The following is a 15,306-nucleotide window of genomic DNA, read 5'->3' on the forward strand; positions in this document are numbered from 1 at the left end:
GGACTGCGCGTGACGGTCAACATGACCAAGGGTCAGAAGATCAGCCTGCAGAAGACGGACGGGGGGACCCTCACGTCGGTGCGCATGGGGCTCGGCTGGCAGGCGGCCCCGCGCCGAGGCCTGTTCGGCTCCCGCACCCGGGAGATCGACCTCGACGCCTCCGCCGTGCTCTTCGCCGACAAGCAGCCCGTGGACGTGGTGTTCTTCCGGCACCTCGTCAGCGACGACGGCTCGGTCCGGCACACCGGCGACAACCTGGTCGGCGGCGCCGGCCAGGGAGGCGACGACGAGTCCATCCTGGTCGACCTGGCGCGGGTGCCCGTGCATGTCGACCAGATCGTCTTCACGGTCAACTCCTTCACCGGGCAGACCTTCCAGGAGGTGCAGAACGCCTTCTGCCGGCTGGTCGACGAGACCAACGGGCAGGAGCTGGCCCGCTACACCCTCACCGGGGGCGGCGCCTACACCGCGCAGATCATGGCGAAGGTGCAGCGCAGCGGCGCGGCCTGGTCGATGACCGCCATCGGCACCCCGGCCAACGGCCGCACCTTCCAGGACCTCATCCCGGCGATCCTCCCGGCGCTCTAGCCGGGCGGAGCACAGCAGGCACAAGGGGGGCGCGGGCATGACCGCCGAACTGGTCCACGGACAGAACCATCCGCTCCCCGGCACCCGGGTCGAGATCCGGGTGTCGGCGGGCACGGCGGTGGTGCCCGGCGCCACCCTGGGCGACGGGCAGGGCCGGGTGAGCGGGCCCGAAAGCGTCGCCCTGCCCGGCTCCGGCGCCCTGCCGGGCATCGCGATACCCCCCGGCCCGGGCGCCGAGCACCGGCTCACCGCCGACCTGGACGCGGTCCCGGCCGCCATGGAGCGGGTGCACATCCTGCTCGCGCTGCCCGCCGTGCCGGGCGCGCCGACCCGGTTCGGGGCCTGCGCCGCGCCCCACCTCGCCCTCGTCGTCCCCGGCGGCGCCGAGATCGCGAGCTTCACCGTCACCGGGCTGGGCAGCGAGTCCGCCATCGTCGCCCTGGAGCTGTACCGCCGCCAGGGCGCCTGGAAAGTGCGCGCTCTCGGCCAGGGCTACGCGGGCGGGCTCCCCGAACTCCTCCGCGACCAGGGGCTCACCGCGGCCGACGCGGACCGTCTGACCGCCGCCCTGGCCGCGCCGGCCGACGTGCCTGCCGCCGCGTCCGTCCCGCCGCGGCCCCAGGACCGCGTCCCGCCCAGGGACCGGCCCCGGCCGGACGGCCCCGCCGCGGCGAACCCGACGCCGCCGCCGCCTCCTTCCGCCGCCACGACGCCCCCCGCACCCGTCGCGGGCGACGCCGCCGGCTGGACGATGGAGGAGCGCCTGTACAACCAGGTCTGGGGCATGTTCGAGGACCTGGCCCGCGCGATCGCCGCCTACCGCAGCGCCGTCGACTTCGCCGAGACCCGGCTCGACCAGGAGCTCGACGCCGTCCTCGCCGATCCGCGCACCCGCGTCGGCCCCGCCGCCGAGGCCGCCCGCGACCAGGCCCGCGCCCGCCAGGCCGAACTGGTCGACCGGGCCCGCGCGGTCCTGGACGGCGACCTGGCCCAGCTGGCCGCGGAACGCGACGTGGTCGAGCCCGCGCTCCCGCCGTCCTTCGCGGGCTGGGAGAGCCCGGTGTGGCACGGCTGGACGACGCCCACCGAGCCCCCCATCGCGGTCCGGCTCGGCGACCTGCATCTGCCCGAGCGGTCCGAGCTGCGCATCCCCATGCTGGTGCGGCTCCCCCTGGAGCGGGGTCTGTGGGTCGACAGCGCGCAGGAGCGCCGTACGGCCGTGGACGTGGCCGTCGCCCTTGCCGCGCGCCTGCTCGCCTCCCATCCGGTGGGTGAGTTCGCCGTCCATGTGGTGGACCCGGCCGGATCGGCCGCCCGGGCGCTGGCTCCCTTCACCGAGTCCGGCGCGCTGCGCGAACCGCCCGCCACGGGAGCCGCCGGGGTGGCGGCGCTGCTCGCCCGGCTGACGCAGCGCGTCGACCTGGTGCAGATGGCACTGGACGCGGGCGGCCCGGTGCGCCTGCCGGCCGGCCTCGACCCGGCCCGGCAGCTGCTGGTCGTCAACGACTTCCCGTACGGCTTCGACGACCGGACCCTCACCCAGCTGCGCTACCTGGCCGACGAGGGGCCCCGCGTCGGCGTCCACCTCCTGCTGGTCGCCGATCGTGAGGACGCCCGGGAGTACGGCCCCGTCCTGGATCCCCTGTGGCGCTCCCTGCTGCGGCTGACCGCGGTGCCCGACGACCACCTGGCCGACCCCTGGGTCGGCCACGCCTGGACGTACGAACCCCCGCTGGCCCCGCCCGGCAGCCGGGTGGTGCCGAGGGTCCTGCGCCAGGTCGCGGCGGCCCGGCGGACCTACGACCGGGGCCGCCGCTGAGCGGCCTGCCGGTCAGCGGCAGGGCCCCATCGCACCCACCTGATTGACCATCACTTTACCGTCTTTACCTTTCCTTGGGATTTCATGTACTGTTCTTTACGCGGAGGGGAGTACTCCTGACGCGGTGCACCCGTCAGCACGGGAAAGAACAGCCCCGGGGCACCGGCCCGAGCGCGAGGTGCCCGGGTGGAAGAGACCTCCGGCAGCGATCACGCTGACAGTTGCCAGCCCATCTGCCGGAGGCATCGCATGGATGTGTCCTTGACCCTCTGGGTGCTGACCATCGCCGGTCTCAGCGCCCTCATCGCCATCGACTTCTTCATCGGGCGCAAGCCCCATGACGTGTCGATCAAGGAGGCGGGGATCTGGACCGTCGTCTGGATCACCCTGGCCGCGCTCTTCGGCCTCGGCCTCCTGCTCTTCGCCGGGGGGCAGCCCGCGGGCGAGTTCTTCGCCGGTTTCATCACCGAGAAGTCGCTGAGCGTCGACAACCTCTTCGTCTTCGTCCTGATCATGGCGAAGTTCTCGGTGCCCACCCAGTACCAGCAGCGCGTCCTGCTCATCGGCGTGCTGATCGCGCTGGTGCTGCGCGCGGGCTTCATCGCCGCCGGCGCGGCGATCATCGCCAACTTCGCCTGGATCTTCTACCTCTTCGGCGCCTTCCTGATCTGGACCGCCTGGAAGCTGATCCAGGAGGCCCGCGCCGGGGAAGAGGACGAGGAGTTCGAGGAGAACCGGCTGCTCAAGGCCGCCGAGCGCCGCTTCGGTGTCGCCGACCGCTACCACGGCACCAAGCTGTTCATCCAGAAGAACGGCAAGCGGATCATGACCCCGATGCTCGTGGTCATGCTGGCGATCGGCACCACCGACGTCCTGTTCGCGCTGGACTCCATCCCCGCGATCTTCGGCCTCACCCAGGACCCGTACATCGTCTTCACCGCGAACGCGTTCGCGCTGATGGGCCTTCGGCAGCTGTACTTCCTCATCGGCGGCCTGCTGAGGAAGCTGGTGCACCTGTCCTACGGCCTGTCGGTCATCCTCGGCTTCATCGGCGTCAAGCTGGTGCTGCACGCGCTGCACGAGTCCGGTGTGCACGTGCCCGAGATCAGCATCCCGTTCTCCCTCGGCTTCATCGTGCTCGTCCTCGCCGTCACCACCGTGACGAGCCTGAGGGCGTCGCGGAAGCAGGCCGAGTCGCAGGAGAGCGTCCGCAGCGACGAGGAACGGCACGTCGACGCCTGACCCGTCGGCTCAGCCCGTGCGGGGTCCGCGGCCGGCGGCCGCGGACCCCGCCGCCGTCTCCGCGGCCTGCTGGTCCACCCGCGTCGTCGCGGCCGTACGGCGCGGGTCCGGCAGCGCCGCGAAGCAGGCCGTGCTGAGCAGCGCGACCGCCGCGACGTAGACCGCCACCGCCCAGGGCGCGCCACCCCCGTCGCCCGCCAGCCGGGTCGCGGCGATGGGGGTGAGGGCGCCGCCCAGGATCCCGCCGAGGTTGTAGCCGAGCGAGGCGCCGGTGCAGCGCACCTGGGGCGGGTACAGCTCGGGCAGATACGCCCCCAGCACCGCGAAGACCGCGATGAACGCCAGCAGCTGCGCGGCGGAGCCCAGGACGAGAGCCGCAGGCGAGCCGGTGCCCAGCAGCCAGGCGTACGGGAAGATCACCACCCCCATCGCGGCCGTCCCGGCGAGCGCCAGGGGACGCCGCCCGAGGCGGTCGCCGAGCAGCCCCGCCCAGGGCGTTGCCGCGCCCTTGACCACGACGGCCGCCAGGACGCAGCCGAGCACCACGGTGCGGTCCATGCCGAGCCGTTCGGTGGCGTACGCCAGCGACCAGGTCGTCACGGTGTAGAAGACGGCGTAGCCGCAGGCCATCGCGCCGGCCGTGAGCAGCAGCAGCCGCCAGTGGCCCCGCAGCAGTTCCACCAGCGGCACCCGGGACAGCTCGCCCTGCTCGGCGGCCCGCTCGAACTGCGGGGTCTCGGGCAGCGCGGCACGCAGCGCCAGCCCGGCCAGTGCGAGCGCCCCCGCCGCCCAGAACGGCACGCGCCACCCCCAGGAGCGGAACGCGGTGTCGCTCAGCCCGGCCGACAGCGCCAGCACGATCCCGTTCGCCAGCACGAAGCCCACCGCGGGACCGGTCTGCGGCAGGCTCGCCCACAGCCCGCGCCGCCGTTCGGGGGCGTGCTCCGCGGCCAGCAGCACCGCCCCGCCCCACTCGCCGCCCAGCCCGAGCCCCTGCAGGGAGCGCAGCGCCACCAGGATCACCGGCGCGGCCGCCCCGATCGCGTCATAGGAGGGCACCAGGCCCACGGCGGTCGTCGAGGCCCCGGTCAGCAGCAGGGAGCCCATCAGCACCGGACGCCGCCCGAGGCGGTCGCCGATGTGGCCGAAGAGCACCGAGCCCAGCGGCCGGGCGACGAAGCCCACGGCAAAGGTGCCGAACGCGGCGAGCGTCCCGGCGACGGGGGAGAAGGCGGGGAAGAACAGCGGGCCCAGGACGAGGGCGGCCGCCGTGCCGTAGGCGAAGAAGTCGTAGAACTCGATCGCGGTCCCGGCCGCCGAGGCCGCCGCGATCCGGGTCATGGGAACAGGAGTGCCGGAGGCAGTAGTGCGCACGCCGGTCCAACGACCGGGGTGCGCGGGGGTGGCGCCGCCGATGCGGTGGCACCACCCCCGCGAACCGCGTTCACCAGCCGCGTTCGCGCCATTCGGCGAGGTGCGGCCGCTCGTCGCCGAGCGTGGTGTCCCGGCCGTGCCCGGGGTAGACCCAGGTCTCGTCGGGGAGGGTGTCGAAGAGCTTGGCCTTGACGCCCTCGAAGAGGCTCGTGAAGTGGTCGGGGTTGCGGTGGGTGTTGCCGACGCCGCCCGGGAACAGGCAGTCGCCGGTGAAGACGTGCGGGTGGCCGTGCGGGTCGTCGTAGATCAGGACGATGCTGCCGGGGGTGTGGCCCACCAGGTGGCGGGCGGTGAGCGTGACCCGGCCGACGCTGATCGTGTCGCCGTCCTCGACGGGGACGTCGGTGCGGACCGGGATGCCCTCCGCGTCGTGCCGGCCCGCGTAGGTGCGGGCGCCGGTCGCGTCCACGACGGCCTGCAGGGCCTGCCAGTGGTCGCCGTGCCGGTGCGTGGTGACGACGGACGCGAGCCCGTCGTCGCCGGCCACCTCGATCAGCGTGTGCGCGTCGGCGGCCGCGTCGATGAGCAACTGCTCGTCCGTGGCGCGGCAGCGCAGCACGTACGCGTTGTTGTCCATCGGGCCGACCGCGACCTTGGTGATGATGAGGTCCTTGAGTTCGTGCACGTCGGGCGCGCCGCCCACCCTGACCTCGCCGCTGTACGTCATGGCCTCAGCCTAGTGGCGGCAGCACGGGCAGGGGCACGTCCGGCTGAACGTCGAGGTCCTTGCCGTCGGAGCGGCCGGTGATCCAGCCCAGCAGGGCGTGCCGGGCCCCGCTGACCGTCAGTTCGGGCTCCGGAGCGGCGCCGATCACCCACTTCTCGCCGCTGTCGGTGTCGTGCAGGCGCACGGCGGCGACGCCCTCGTGGCCGGACAGGTCGTCGATGACGGCGGCCAGCTCGCGGACCGAGAAGGGCACGGGGAGGTGCTCGCAGGTGTAGCCGATGCCGAGGTCGACGTGGTGGAAGTAGATCTCCATCAGGCGCGCGTAGGGGATCTCGGCGGCGGCGATGACGTGGCCGGAGCGCATGACCACCTGGGACGCCCAGCACTGCGGCGGGATCTCCTCGATCGCGGTCGCGAGCCGGGCGGCGGACCCGCGCAGGTCGTCCAGCTGCTCGGCGAGCGGGCGGCCGGCGCCGGTCTCGATGTCGCGGTCGCGGCTCTCCCCGCTGGCGTACTGGGGGACCTCCTGGCCGGTGCGGGCCCAGATGAGCAGGTTGACCAGCGAGTCGGCGTTGCGGGCCAGGTGGGTCAGGACGTGGCCGCGGGTCCAGCCGGGGAGGCGGGACGGCTCGGCGACGCTCGTGGGCGCGAGCACGGAGACGGCGTCGATCAGCCGTTCGGTGGCTTGGCGCAGCTCGGCCGCATCGTGCTCGGGGTCGGGTCGTTGGACAGACACGGGGCCTCCTTGTCGCACAGAGGTGCAGGACGGGTGCGGGTGATCCACATCGTGCCGAAGACGCTAGCGGAGGACACTCGATCGGGTGAAGGTGCCGCACTGCGGCCGTAAATCGAATGTGCGTGCTATAGGCTCGTTCTCGTCGCAAGCGGAAGAAATCCCGTCGGCGCCCCGTTTAGGCTGTCTGGGGGCGTTGGAGCTTGCCCCTTGTCTGTTCTATGAAAGGTACGCACTGGCGTGGCCGATCGACTTACCGTCCGTGGCGCTCGCGAGCACAACCTGAAGAACGTGTCGCTCGACCTCCCACGGGACTCGCTCATCGTCTTCACCGGCCTGTCCGGTTCGGGGAAGTCGTCCCTGGCGTTCGACACGATCTTCGCCGAGGGACAGCGCCGCTACGTGGAGTCGCTCTCCTCCTACGCCCGGCAGTTCCTGGGGCAGATGGACAAGCCGGACGTCGACTTCATCGAGGGCCTGTCGCCGGCCGTCTCGATCGACCAGAAGTCGACCTCCCGCAACCCGCGCTCGACCGTCGGCACCATCACCGAGGTCTACGACTACCTGCGCCTGCTCTTCGCCCGCATCGGCAAGCCGCACTGCCCCGAGTGCGGCCGCCCGATCTCGCGGCAGTCGCCGCAGGCGATCGTCGACCGGGTGCTTGAACTGGAGGAGGGCTCCCGCTTCCAGGTGCTCTCGCCCCTCGTCCGCGAGCGCAAGGGCGAGTTCGCCGACCTCTTCGCGGACCTGCAGACCAAGGGCTACAGCCGGGCCCGGGTCGACGGCGCCACGGTGCAGCTGGCCGAGCCGCCCAAGCTGAAGAAGCAGGAGAAGCACACCATCGAGGTGGTCGTCGACCGCCTCACCGTCAAGGACAGCGCCAAGCGCCGGCTGACCGACTCGGTCGAGACCGCGCTCGGGCTGTCCGGCGGCATGGTCATCCTGGACTTCGTCGACCTCCCCGAGGACGACCCGCAGCGCGAGCGGATGTTCTCCGAGCACCTCTACTGCCCCTACGACGACCTGTCCTTCGAGGAGATGGAGCCGCGCTCCTTCTCCTTCAACTCGCCCTTCGGCGCCTGCCCGGAGTGCACCGGCATCGGCACCCGCATGGAGGTCGACCCGGAGCTGGTCGTCCCCGACGAGGACAAGTCCCTCGACGAGGGCGCCATCGCCCCCTGGTCGCTCGGCCACACGCGGGACTACTTCCAGCGCCTGATCGGCGCACTCGCCGACGAACTCGGCTTCCGGACCGACATCCCGTGGGCCGGGCTGCCCCAGCGGGCGAAGAAGGCCCTGCTCAACGGGCACCGGACGCAGATCGAGGTGCGCTACCGCAACCGCTACGGGCGGGAGCGCTCGTACACCACCGCCTTCGAAGGGGTGATCCCCTTCGTGCGGCGCCGCCATGCGGAGTCCGAGAGCGACTCCAGCCGCGAGCGCTTCGAGGGCTACATGCGCGAGGTGCCCTGCCCGACCTGCCAGGGCACGCGGCTCAAGCCGATCGTGCTGGCCGTCACGGTGCAGGACAAGTCGATCGCCGACGTCTCCGCGATGTCGATCAGCGACTGCGCGGAGTTCCTGCGCGGGATGAAGCTGAGTGCGCGCGAGAAGACCATCGCCGAGCGCGTGCTGAAGGAGGTCAACGAGCGACTGCGCTTCCTGGTCGACGTCGGCCTGGACTACCTCTCGCTCAACCGCGCCGCGGGCACCCTGTCCGGTGGCGAGGCCCAGCGCATCCGGCTGGCCACGCAGATCGGCTCCGGGCTGGTCGGCGTGCTCTATGTGCTCGACGAGCCGTCGATCGGCCTGCACCAGCGGGACAACCACCGGCTCATCGAGACCCTGGTGCGGCTGCGCGACCTCGGCAACACCCTGATCGTGGTCGAGCACGACGAGGACACCATCAAGACCTCCGACTGGGTGGTCGACATCGGCCCCGGCGCCGGTGAGCACGGCGGCAAGGTCGTGCACAGCGGCTCCCTGGCGGAGCTGCTGAGCAACGAGGAGTCGCTGACCGGCCAGTATCTGGCCGGCAAGCGCCAGATCCCGATCCCGCCCATGCGGCGGCCGCTGGAGACCGGCCGGCAGCTGACGGTGCGCGGCGCCAGGGAGAACAACCTGCGGGACATCGACGTGTCCTTCCCGCTGGGCGTCTTCACCGCGGTCACCGGTGTCTCCGGCTCCGGGAAGTCCACCCTCGTCAACGACATCCTCTACACCCACCTGGCGCGCGAACTGAACGGCGCCCGGGGCGTCCCGGGCCGGCACACCCGGGTCGACGGCGACGATCTCGTCGACAAGGTGGTCCATGTCGACCAGTCGCCGATCGGCCGCACGCCGCGCTCCAACCCGGCGACGTACACCGGTGTCTTCGACCACGTCCGCCGGCTCTTCGCGGAGACGATGGAGGCGAAGGTGCGCGGTTATCTGCCGGGCCGCTTCTCCTTCAACGTCAAGGGCGGGCGCTGCGAGAACTGCTCCGGCGACGGCACGATCAAGATCGAGATGAACTTCCTCCCGGACGTCTACGTCCCGTGCGAGGTCTGCCACGGTGCCCGGTACAACCGGGAGACCCTGGAGGTCCACTACAAGGGCAAGTCCATCGCCGAGGTCCTGGACATGCCGATCTCCGAGGCGCTGGACTTCTTCGAGGCGGTGCCGACCATCGCGCGGCACCTGCGGACCCTCACCGAGGTCGGCCTGGGGTACGTGCGGCTCGGCCAGTCGGCGACCACGCTCTCCGGTGGCGAGGCGCAGCGCGTCAAGCTCGCCTCGGAACTGCAGAAGCGCTCCACCGGCCGCACGGTCTACGTCCTGGACGAGCCGACCACCGGTCTGCACTTCGAGGACATCAGCAAGCTGATCAAGGTGCTGTCCGGACTGGTCGAGAAGGGCAACACCGTGATCGTCATCGAGCACAACCTCGATGTGATCAAGACCGCGGACTGGGTCATCGACATGGGCCCCGAAGGTGGCAGCGGCGGCGGACTGGTGATCGCGGAGGGCACGCCCGAGCAGGTGGCGGGGGTGGGGGCGAGCCACACCGGCAAGTTCCTGCGGGACATCCTGGGCTCGGAGCGGATCTCCGACGCCCCGCCGGTGCCGGCCGCCCGCAAGCGGACCAGCACCCGGAAGAAAGCGGCGGCCAAGGCCTGACAGGCTGCGCAGAGCTTCGGCACGTAAGGTCAGATCCGTCCAAGGTCGACTTTTCCCCACGTGCCGAAGCGGAGCGCTGCCATGGCTGACACCACCGGATTTCCTCCCTGCCGCCGAACCGTCCTGAGGGGCGCCGCTGTCGCCGGCGTCGCGGGACTGGGCCTCACCGCCTGCGGCGGCGGCTCCGAGGACGGCGCCGACTCCACCGGGCCGACCAGCCCCGTGGACCTCGGCGCGGCCTCCGAGGTGCCCGTCGGCGGCGCGAAGCTGTACACCGACGCCAAAGTCGTCGTAGCCCAGCCCACCAAGGGCGTCTACAAGGCCTACAGCGCCGTGTGCACGCATCAGGGCTGCCTCTGCAACAAGCTGAGCGGCACCACCCTCTCCTGCCCCTGCCACGGCAGCGGTTTCAACGCCGCCACCGGCGCCGTCGAACACGGTCCCGCCGCCCGGCCGCTGCCGTCCGTCGGCATCCGGGTCGAGGCGGGCAAGCTGGTGGCCGGCCCGTCGGCCTGAGGCGACAGGATTGTCACCGCCAGTCAGTAGGGTGGGGGCATGGCCGACCCCTCCAGCTACCGCCCCCGGCCGGGAGAGATCCCGGAGTCCCCAGGGGTGTACAAGTTCCGGGACCAGCACGGCCGGGTGATCTACGTCGGGAAGGCGAAGAGCCTGCGTCAGCGGCTCTCCTCGTACTTCCAGGACGTCGCGAACCTGCACCAGCGCACCCGCACGATGGTCACCACCGCCGCCTCCGTGGAATGGACGGTGGTGACCACCGAGGTCGAGGCGCTGCAGCTGGAGTACTCCTGGATCAAGGAGTTCGACCCGCGCTTCAACGTCAAGTACCGGGACGACAAGAGCTATCCGTCGCTCGCGGTGACCATGAACGAGGAATTCCCCCGCGTCCAGGTCATGCGCGGTCCCAAGCGCAAGGGGGTGCGCTACTTCGGCCCCTACGCGCACGCCTGGGCGATCCGCGAGACCGTCGACCTGCTGCTGCGGGTCTTCCCCGTGCGCACCTGCTCCTCCGGGGTGTTCAAGCGCTCCGCGCAGATCGGCCGCCCCTGCCTGCTCGGTTACATCGGCAAGTGCTCCGCGCCCTGCGTCGGCCGGGTCACCCCCGAGGAGCACCGCCAACTCGCGGAGGAGTTCTGCGACTTCATGGCGGGCCGCACCGGCACGTATCTGCGCCGCCTGGAGCAGCAGATGAAGGACGCCGCGGTCGCGATGGAGTACGAGAAGGCCGCCCGGCTGCGGGACGACATAGAGGCGCTGCGGCGCGCCATGGAGAAGAACGCGGTCGTCCTGGCCGACGCGACGGACGCCGATCTGATCGCCGTCGCCGAGGACGAGCTGGAGGCCGCGGTCCAGATCTTCCACGTCCGTGACGGCCGGGTCCGCGGCCAGCGCGGCTGGGTCACCGACCGGGTCGAGGAGATCGGCACCCCCGAGCTCGTCGAGCACGCCCTGCAGCAGCTGTACGGCGAGGAGCGGGGCGACTCGGTGCCCAAGGAGGTGCTGGTCCCCGCCCTGCCCGAGCCGTACGAGCCGGTCCAGCAGTGGCTCAGCGAGCGCCGCGGCTCCCAGGTCAGCCTGCGCATCCCGCAGCGCGGCGACAAGAAGGACCTGATGGCCACGGTGCAGCGCAACGCGCTGCAGGCGCTCGCGCTGCACAAGACCCGGCGTGCCTCCGACCTGACCACCCGCTCCCGCGCCCTGGAGGAGATCGCCGAGGCGCTCGGTCTGGACACGGCGCCGCTGCGCATCGAGTGCTTCGACATCTCCCACCTCCAGGGCGACGACGTCGTCGCCTCGATGGTGGTCTTCGAGGACGGTCTGGCCCGCAAGAGCGAGTACCGGCGCTTCCAGATCAAGAGCTTCGCCGGGCAGGACGACGTCCGCTCCATGCACGAGGTGGTCTCCCGGCGCTTCCGCCGCTACCTGCTGGAGAAGCAGCGGACCGGCGAGTGGGTCGACGGGAACGGCGACGGGGCGGGCGCGGAGGACGGCGCCGGCCCCGAGGTCGCGGGCGGCCCCATCGACCCGGAGACCGGCAGGCCCCGCAAGTTCGCCTACCCGCCCCAGCTGGTCGTCGTCGACGGCGGGGCGCCGCAGGTCGCGGCGGCCCGGCGGGCCCTGGAGGAACTGGGCGTGGAGGAGGTCGCCGTCTGCGGCCTCGCCAAGCGGCTGGAGGAGGTCTGGCTGCCCGGCGAGGACGACCCGGTCATCCTGCCGCGCACCAGCGAGGGCCTGTACCTGCTCCAGCGCGTCCGTGACGAGGCGCACCGCTTCGCCATCGCCTACCAGCGCAGCAAGCGCTCCAAGTCGATGAAGGCCGGTGCCCTGGACTCCGTCCCGGGCCTGGGCGAGAGCCGGCGGCAGGCGCTGCTGAAGCACTTCGGCTCGCTCAAGCGGCTGCGCGCGGCGACCGTCGAGCAGATCTGCGAGGTGCCCGGTGTGGGCCGGCGCACCGCGGAGTCCGTGCTCGCGGCCCTGGCCGGGGCCGCCCCGGCCGGACCGGCCGTGAACACGGCCACAGGAGAGATCATTGAGGAAGAAGAGGGGACGGCCGGTCCGGTGACCGTCCCCACCGAACGGGGGAAGGGATCATGATCGAGAACGACGGAGGCGGAACACAGGTGACGACGGGCGGAGCGGGAGAAGCCGCGGAGGCGATCCCCGAACTCGTGATCATCTCGGGCATGTCCGGCGCGGGCCGCAGCCACGCCGCCAAGTGCCTGGAGGACCTCGGCTGGTTCGTGGTGGACAACCTGCCGCCGGCGCTCATCCCCACCATGGTGGACCTCGGCGCCCGCTCCCAGGGCAATGTGGCCCGGATCGCCGTCGTCGTGGACGTCCGCGGCCGGCGCTTCTTCGACAATCTGCGCGACTCGCTGGCGGACCTGGACGCCAAGGGCGTCAAGCGCCGGGTGCTCTTCCTGGAGGCCTCCGACGACACGCTGGTGCGCCGCTTCGAGTCCGTCCGCCGTCCGCACCCGCTGCAGGGCGACGGCCGGATCGTGGACGGCATCGCCAAGGAGCGCGAGCTGCTGAGCGAGCTGCGCGGCGACGCGGACCTGGTGATCGACACCTCCAGCCTCAACGTCCACGAACTGCGCGCCAAGATGGACGCCCAGTTCGCCGGTGAGGAGGAGCCGGAGCTGCGGGCCACGGTCATGTCCTTCGGCTTCAAGTACGGGCTGCCCGTCGACGCCGACCTCGTCGCCGACTGCCGCTTCCTGCCCAACCCGCACTGGGTCCCGGAGCTGCGCCCCTTCACCGGGCTCAACGACGAGGTCGCGACCTACGTCTTCAACCAGCCCGGCGCCAAGGAGTTCCTGGACCGCTACGCGGAGTTGCTGCACATCGTCAACGCCGGGTACCGGCGCGAGGGCAAGCGCTACGTGACGATCGCCGTCGGCTGCACCGGCGGAAAGCACCGGAGCGTGGCCATGTCGGAGCGGCTCGCCGCCCGGCTGTCCGCGGACGGCGTGGAGACGGTGGTCGTCCACCGGGACATGGGGCGCGAGTGAGGACGACGACTCGGCGCTTGCGCCGGTCGGCACAACGCAGCGGTGCGGCGCCGAAGGTCGTGGCGCTCGGTGGCGGCCACGGACTCGCCGCCTCGCTGTCGGCGCTGCGGCGGATCACCCAGGACCTGACCGCCGTCGTCACCGTCGCGGACGACGGCGGCTCCAGCGGCCGGCTGCGGCAGGAGATGGGCGTGCTGCCCCCCGGCGACCTGCGCAAGGCGCTCGCGGCGCTGTGCGGTGACGACGACTGGGGCAGGACCTGGTCGAAGGTCGTCCAGCACCGCTTCGTCAGCCAGGGCGACCTGCACGGCCACGCGGTCGGCAATCTGCTGATCGTGGCGCTGTGGGAGCAGCTCGGCGACCCGGTCGCCGCCCTGGAGTGGGTGGGCCGGCTGCTCGGGGCGCACGGCAGGGTGCTGCCGATGTCCGGCGTGCCGCTGGAGCTCACGGCGACCGTGCGCGGGCACGACCCGCAGAAGCCGGACGCCATCTCCACGGTGCACGGGCAGGCGACCGTCGCGCTCACCCCCGGTGAGGTGCAGGAGGTCCAGCTGGTCCCGAACGACCCGCCGGCCGTCCCCGAGGCGGTGCAGTCCGTGCTGGACGCCGACTGGGTGGTGCTGGGGCCCGGTTCCTGGTTCTCGTCGGTGATACCCCACCTCCTGGTGCCGGATCTGGTCTCCGCGCTGATGGAGACCCGCGCCCGGAAGGTGCTGGCGCTGAACCTCGCCCCGCAGCCAGGAGAGACCGAGGGCTTTTCTCCGCAGCGTCACTTGGAGGTTTTGGCCCGACACGCCCCTAAACTCACCATCGACGTGGTGCTGGCTGACGAGGCCGCCGTACCCGACCGCGAAAGCCTGACAGAAGCAGCCGAGCGGTTGTCCGGAACGGTGGAGCTGGCCCGGGTCGCCGCGCCCGACGGGCCGCGGCACGACCCGGAGTTGCTGGCGGCCGCGTTCGACCGGATTTTTCGTATGCATGGAAGGATCGGCCCATGGCGATGACGCCAGCGGTGAAGGACGAGATCTCCCGGCTCCCCGTCACCCGGACCTGCTGCCGCAAGGCCGAGGTCTCGGCGATCCTCAGGTTCGCGGGGGGACTCCACCTGGTCAGCGGCCGCATCGTGATCGAGGCGGAGCTGGACACCGGGATCGCGGCCCGCAGGCTGCGCAAGGACATCCTGGAGATCTTCGGGCACTCCTCCGACCTCGTCGTCATGGCGCCCGGCGGGCTGCGCCGCGGCAGCCGGTTCGTCGTGCGGGTGGTCGCCGGCGGTGACCAGCTGGCCCGGCAGACCGGTCTCGTCGACGGCCGGGGCCGCCCCATCCGCGGACTGCCCCCGCAGGTGGTCTCCGGCGCGACGTGCGACGCCGAGGCGGCCTGGCGAGGAGCTTTCCTCGCCCACGGGTCGCTCACCGAACCGGGCCGTTCCTCCTCGCTGGAGGTCACCTGCCCCGGCCCCGAGGCGGCCCTGGCGCTGGTCGGCGCCGCCCGCCGGCTGCAGATCGGGGCGAAGGCCCGCGAGGTGCGCAACGTCGACCGCGTGGTCGTCCGTGACGGTGACGCCATCGGCGCGCTGTTGACGCGGCTGGGCGCGCACGAGTCCGTGCTCGCCTGGGAGGAGCGCCGCATGCGGCGCGAGGTGCGCGCCACGGCCAACCGGCTCGCCAACTTCGACGACGCGAACCTGCGCCGCTCCGCCCGCGCGGCCGTCGCGGCGGGCGCCCGGGTCCAGCGCGCCCTGGAGATCCTCGGCGAGGAGGTGCCCGAGCACCTCGCGGCGGCCGGCCGGCTGCGGATGGACCACAAGCAGGCGTCGCTGGAGGAGCTGGGCTCGCTGGCGGAGCCGCCGCTCACCAAGGACGCGGTCGCGGGCCGCATCCGCCGGCTGCTGGCGATGGCCGACAAGCGCGCCTCCGACATCGGCATCCCCGGCACGGAGTCCAACCTGACCGAGGAAATGGTCGGCTGAGACCGGCCGTCCGGGGGGCGTCGGCCGCGCCGGGCCCGGTTACCCGTCCGTAGTGCGGGCACCGGCGGTGCCGATGTCACCGCTGGGTTCCCGCCGGGGTAGGGTCGTCCTTGGTCGGGGACATCCCATACGTCGCAGCCGGAGCGAAATGGCATCCGG

12 protein-coding genes are annotated in these 15,306 nt (G+C 72.0%); 9 read left to right on the forward strand and 3 right to left on the reverse strand.

What is annotated here, in order from left to right; translation table 11 throughout:
- Positions 1-9 precede the first annotated feature (9 nt).
- The 3 genes from ACIP64_RS12015 to ACIP64_RS12025 all read left to right on the forward strand — a co-directional run bounded on the left by ACIP64_RS12015 (position 10) and on the right by ACIP64_RS12025 (position 3,649).
- The gene (locus ACIP64_RS12015; RefSeq protein WP_401584424.1) at positions 10-588 is read left to right on the forward strand and encodes a TerD family protein; all 579 of its coding nucleotides are present in this window, start codon (positions 10-12) and stop codon (positions 586-588) included.
- Between the two features lie 37 nt (positions 589-625).
- A complete protein-coding gene (locus ACIP64_RS12020) occupies positions 626-2,407 on the forward strand; it encodes a TerD family protein (RefSeq protein WP_401584427.1) in 1,782 nt (593 codons plus the stop codon).
- Between the two features lie 249 nt (positions 2,408-2,656).
- On the forward strand, positions 2,657-3,649 hold the full coding sequence (locus tag ACIP64_RS12025) for a TerC/Alx family metal homeostasis membrane protein (protein ID WP_401584430.1): 993 nt from the start codon (positions 2,657-2,659) through the stop codon (positions 3,647-3,649).
- 9 nt (positions 3,650-3,658) lie between these two features.
- Here the strand turns inward: ACIP64_RS12025 and ACIP64_RS12030 are convergent, their stop codons facing one another.
- From ACIP64_RS12030 to ACIP64_RS12040, 3 genes are all read right to left on the reverse strand, one after another.
- Positions 3,659-4,990 carry an MFS transporter gene (locus ACIP64_RS12030; protein ID WP_401584433.1) on the reverse strand — a complete coding sequence of 444 codons (1,332 nt, stop codon included), beginning with the start codon at positions 4,988-4,990 and terminating at the stop codon, positions 3,659-3,661.
- 103 nt (positions 4,991-5,093) lie between these two features.
- Positions 5,094-5,750, reverse strand: a complete 657-nt coding sequence (locus tag ACIP64_RS12035; protein WP_401584436.1) for an MBL fold metallo-hydrolase — start codon at positions 5,748-5,750, stop codon at positions 5,094-5,096.
- Positions 5,751-5,754: 4 nt separating this feature from the next.
- Positions 5,755-6,486, reverse strand: coding sequence for a maleylpyruvate isomerase family mycothiol-dependent enzyme (locus ACIP64_RS12040; RefSeq protein ID WP_401584438.1), 732 nt, complete (start codon positions 6,484-6,486; stop codon positions 5,755-5,757).
- A gap of 237 nt (positions 6,487-6,723) precedes the next feature.
- Here ACIP64_RS12040 and uvrA point away from each other — a divergent pair, with 237 nt between their 5' ends.
- From uvrA to whiA, 6 genes are all read left to right on the forward strand, one after another.
- Positions 6,724-9,642 (forward strand): excinuclease ABC subunit UvrA, encoded by a 2,919-nt coding sequence (gene uvrA / locus ACIP64_RS12045; RefSeq protein WP_401584441.1) that lies wholly within the window; start codon positions 6,724-6,726, stop codon positions 9,640-9,642.
- Between the two features lie 81 nt (positions 9,643-9,723).
- On the forward strand, positions 9,724-10,158 hold the full coding sequence (locus tag ACIP64_RS12050; RefSeq protein WP_401584443.1) for a Rieske 2Fe-2S domain-containing protein: 435 nt from the start codon (positions 9,724-9,726) through the stop codon (positions 10,156-10,158).
- A gap of 39 nt (positions 10,159-10,197) precedes the next feature.
- A complete protein-coding gene (uvrC, locus tag ACIP64_RS12055) occupies positions 10,198-12,255 on the forward strand; it encodes an excinuclease ABC subunit UvrC (protein WP_401584446.1) in 2,058 nt (685 codons plus the stop codon).
- Positions 12,252-13,175, forward strand: a complete 924-nt coding sequence (gene rapZ / locus ACIP64_RS12060) for an RNase adapter RapZ (RefSeq protein WP_401584449.1) — start codon at positions 12,252-12,254, stop codon at positions 13,173-13,175. Before uvrC ends, rapZ begins: the two co-directional genes overlap by 4 nt.
- A complete protein-coding gene (yvcK, locus tag ACIP64_RS12065) occupies positions 13,172-14,179 on the forward strand; it encodes a uridine diphosphate-N-acetylglucosamine-binding protein YvcK (RefSeq protein WP_401584451.1) in 1,008 nt (335 codons plus the stop codon). The genes rapZ and yvcK overlap by 4 nt, the downstream gene beginning before the upstream one ends.
- On the forward strand, positions 14,170-15,147 hold the full coding sequence (gene whiA / locus ACIP64_RS12070; protein WP_319661180.1) for a DNA-binding protein WhiA: 978 nt from the start codon (positions 14,170-14,172) through the stop codon (positions 15,145-15,147). Before yvcK ends, whiA begins: the two co-directional genes overlap by 10 nt.
- Positions 15,148-15,306 lie beyond the last annotated feature (159 nt).

This window comes from Streptomyces sp. NPDC088733 (assembly GCF_044751185.1).
In the GTDB taxonomy this organism is placed as follows: Bacteria; Actinomycetota; Actinomycetes; order Streptomycetales; family Streptomycetaceae; genus Actinacidiphila.

What these genes read in the sequence shown, in the direction of transcription:
- ACIP64_RS12020 (WP_401584427.1), top strand. Translation starts at nt 626, where the DNA reads ATGACCGCCGAACTGGTCCACGGACAGAACCATCCGCTCCCCGGCACC.
- ACIP64_RS12025 (WP_401584430.1), top strand. Translation starts at nt 2,657, where the DNA reads ATGGATGTGTCCTTGACCCTCTGGGTGCTGACCATCGCCGGTCTCAGC.
- ACIP64_RS12030 (WP_401584433.1), bottom strand. Translation starts at nt 4,990, where the DNA reads ATGACCCGGATCGCGGCGGCCTCGGCGGCCGGGACCGCGATCGAGTTC.
- ACIP64_RS12035 (WP_401584436.1), bottom strand. Translation starts at nt 5,750, where the DNA reads ATGACGTACAGCGGCGAGGTCAGGGTGGGCGGCGCGCCCGACGTGCAC.
- ACIP64_RS12050 (WP_401584443.1), top strand. Translation starts at nt 9,724, where the DNA reads ATGGCTGACACCACCGGATTTCCTCCCTGCCGCCGAACCGTCCTGAGG.
- uvrC (WP_401584446.1), top strand. Translation starts at nt 10,198, where the DNA reads ATGGCCGACCCCTCCAGCTACCGCCCCCGGCCGGGAGAGATCCCGGAG.
- rapZ (WP_401584449.1), top strand. Translation starts at nt 12,252, where the DNA reads ATGATCGAGAACGACGGAGGCGGAACACAGGTGACGACGGGCGGAGCG.
- whiA (WP_319661180.1), top strand. Translation starts at nt 14,170, where the DNA reads ATGGCGATGACGCCAGCGGTGAAGGACGAGATCTCCCGGCTCCCCGTC.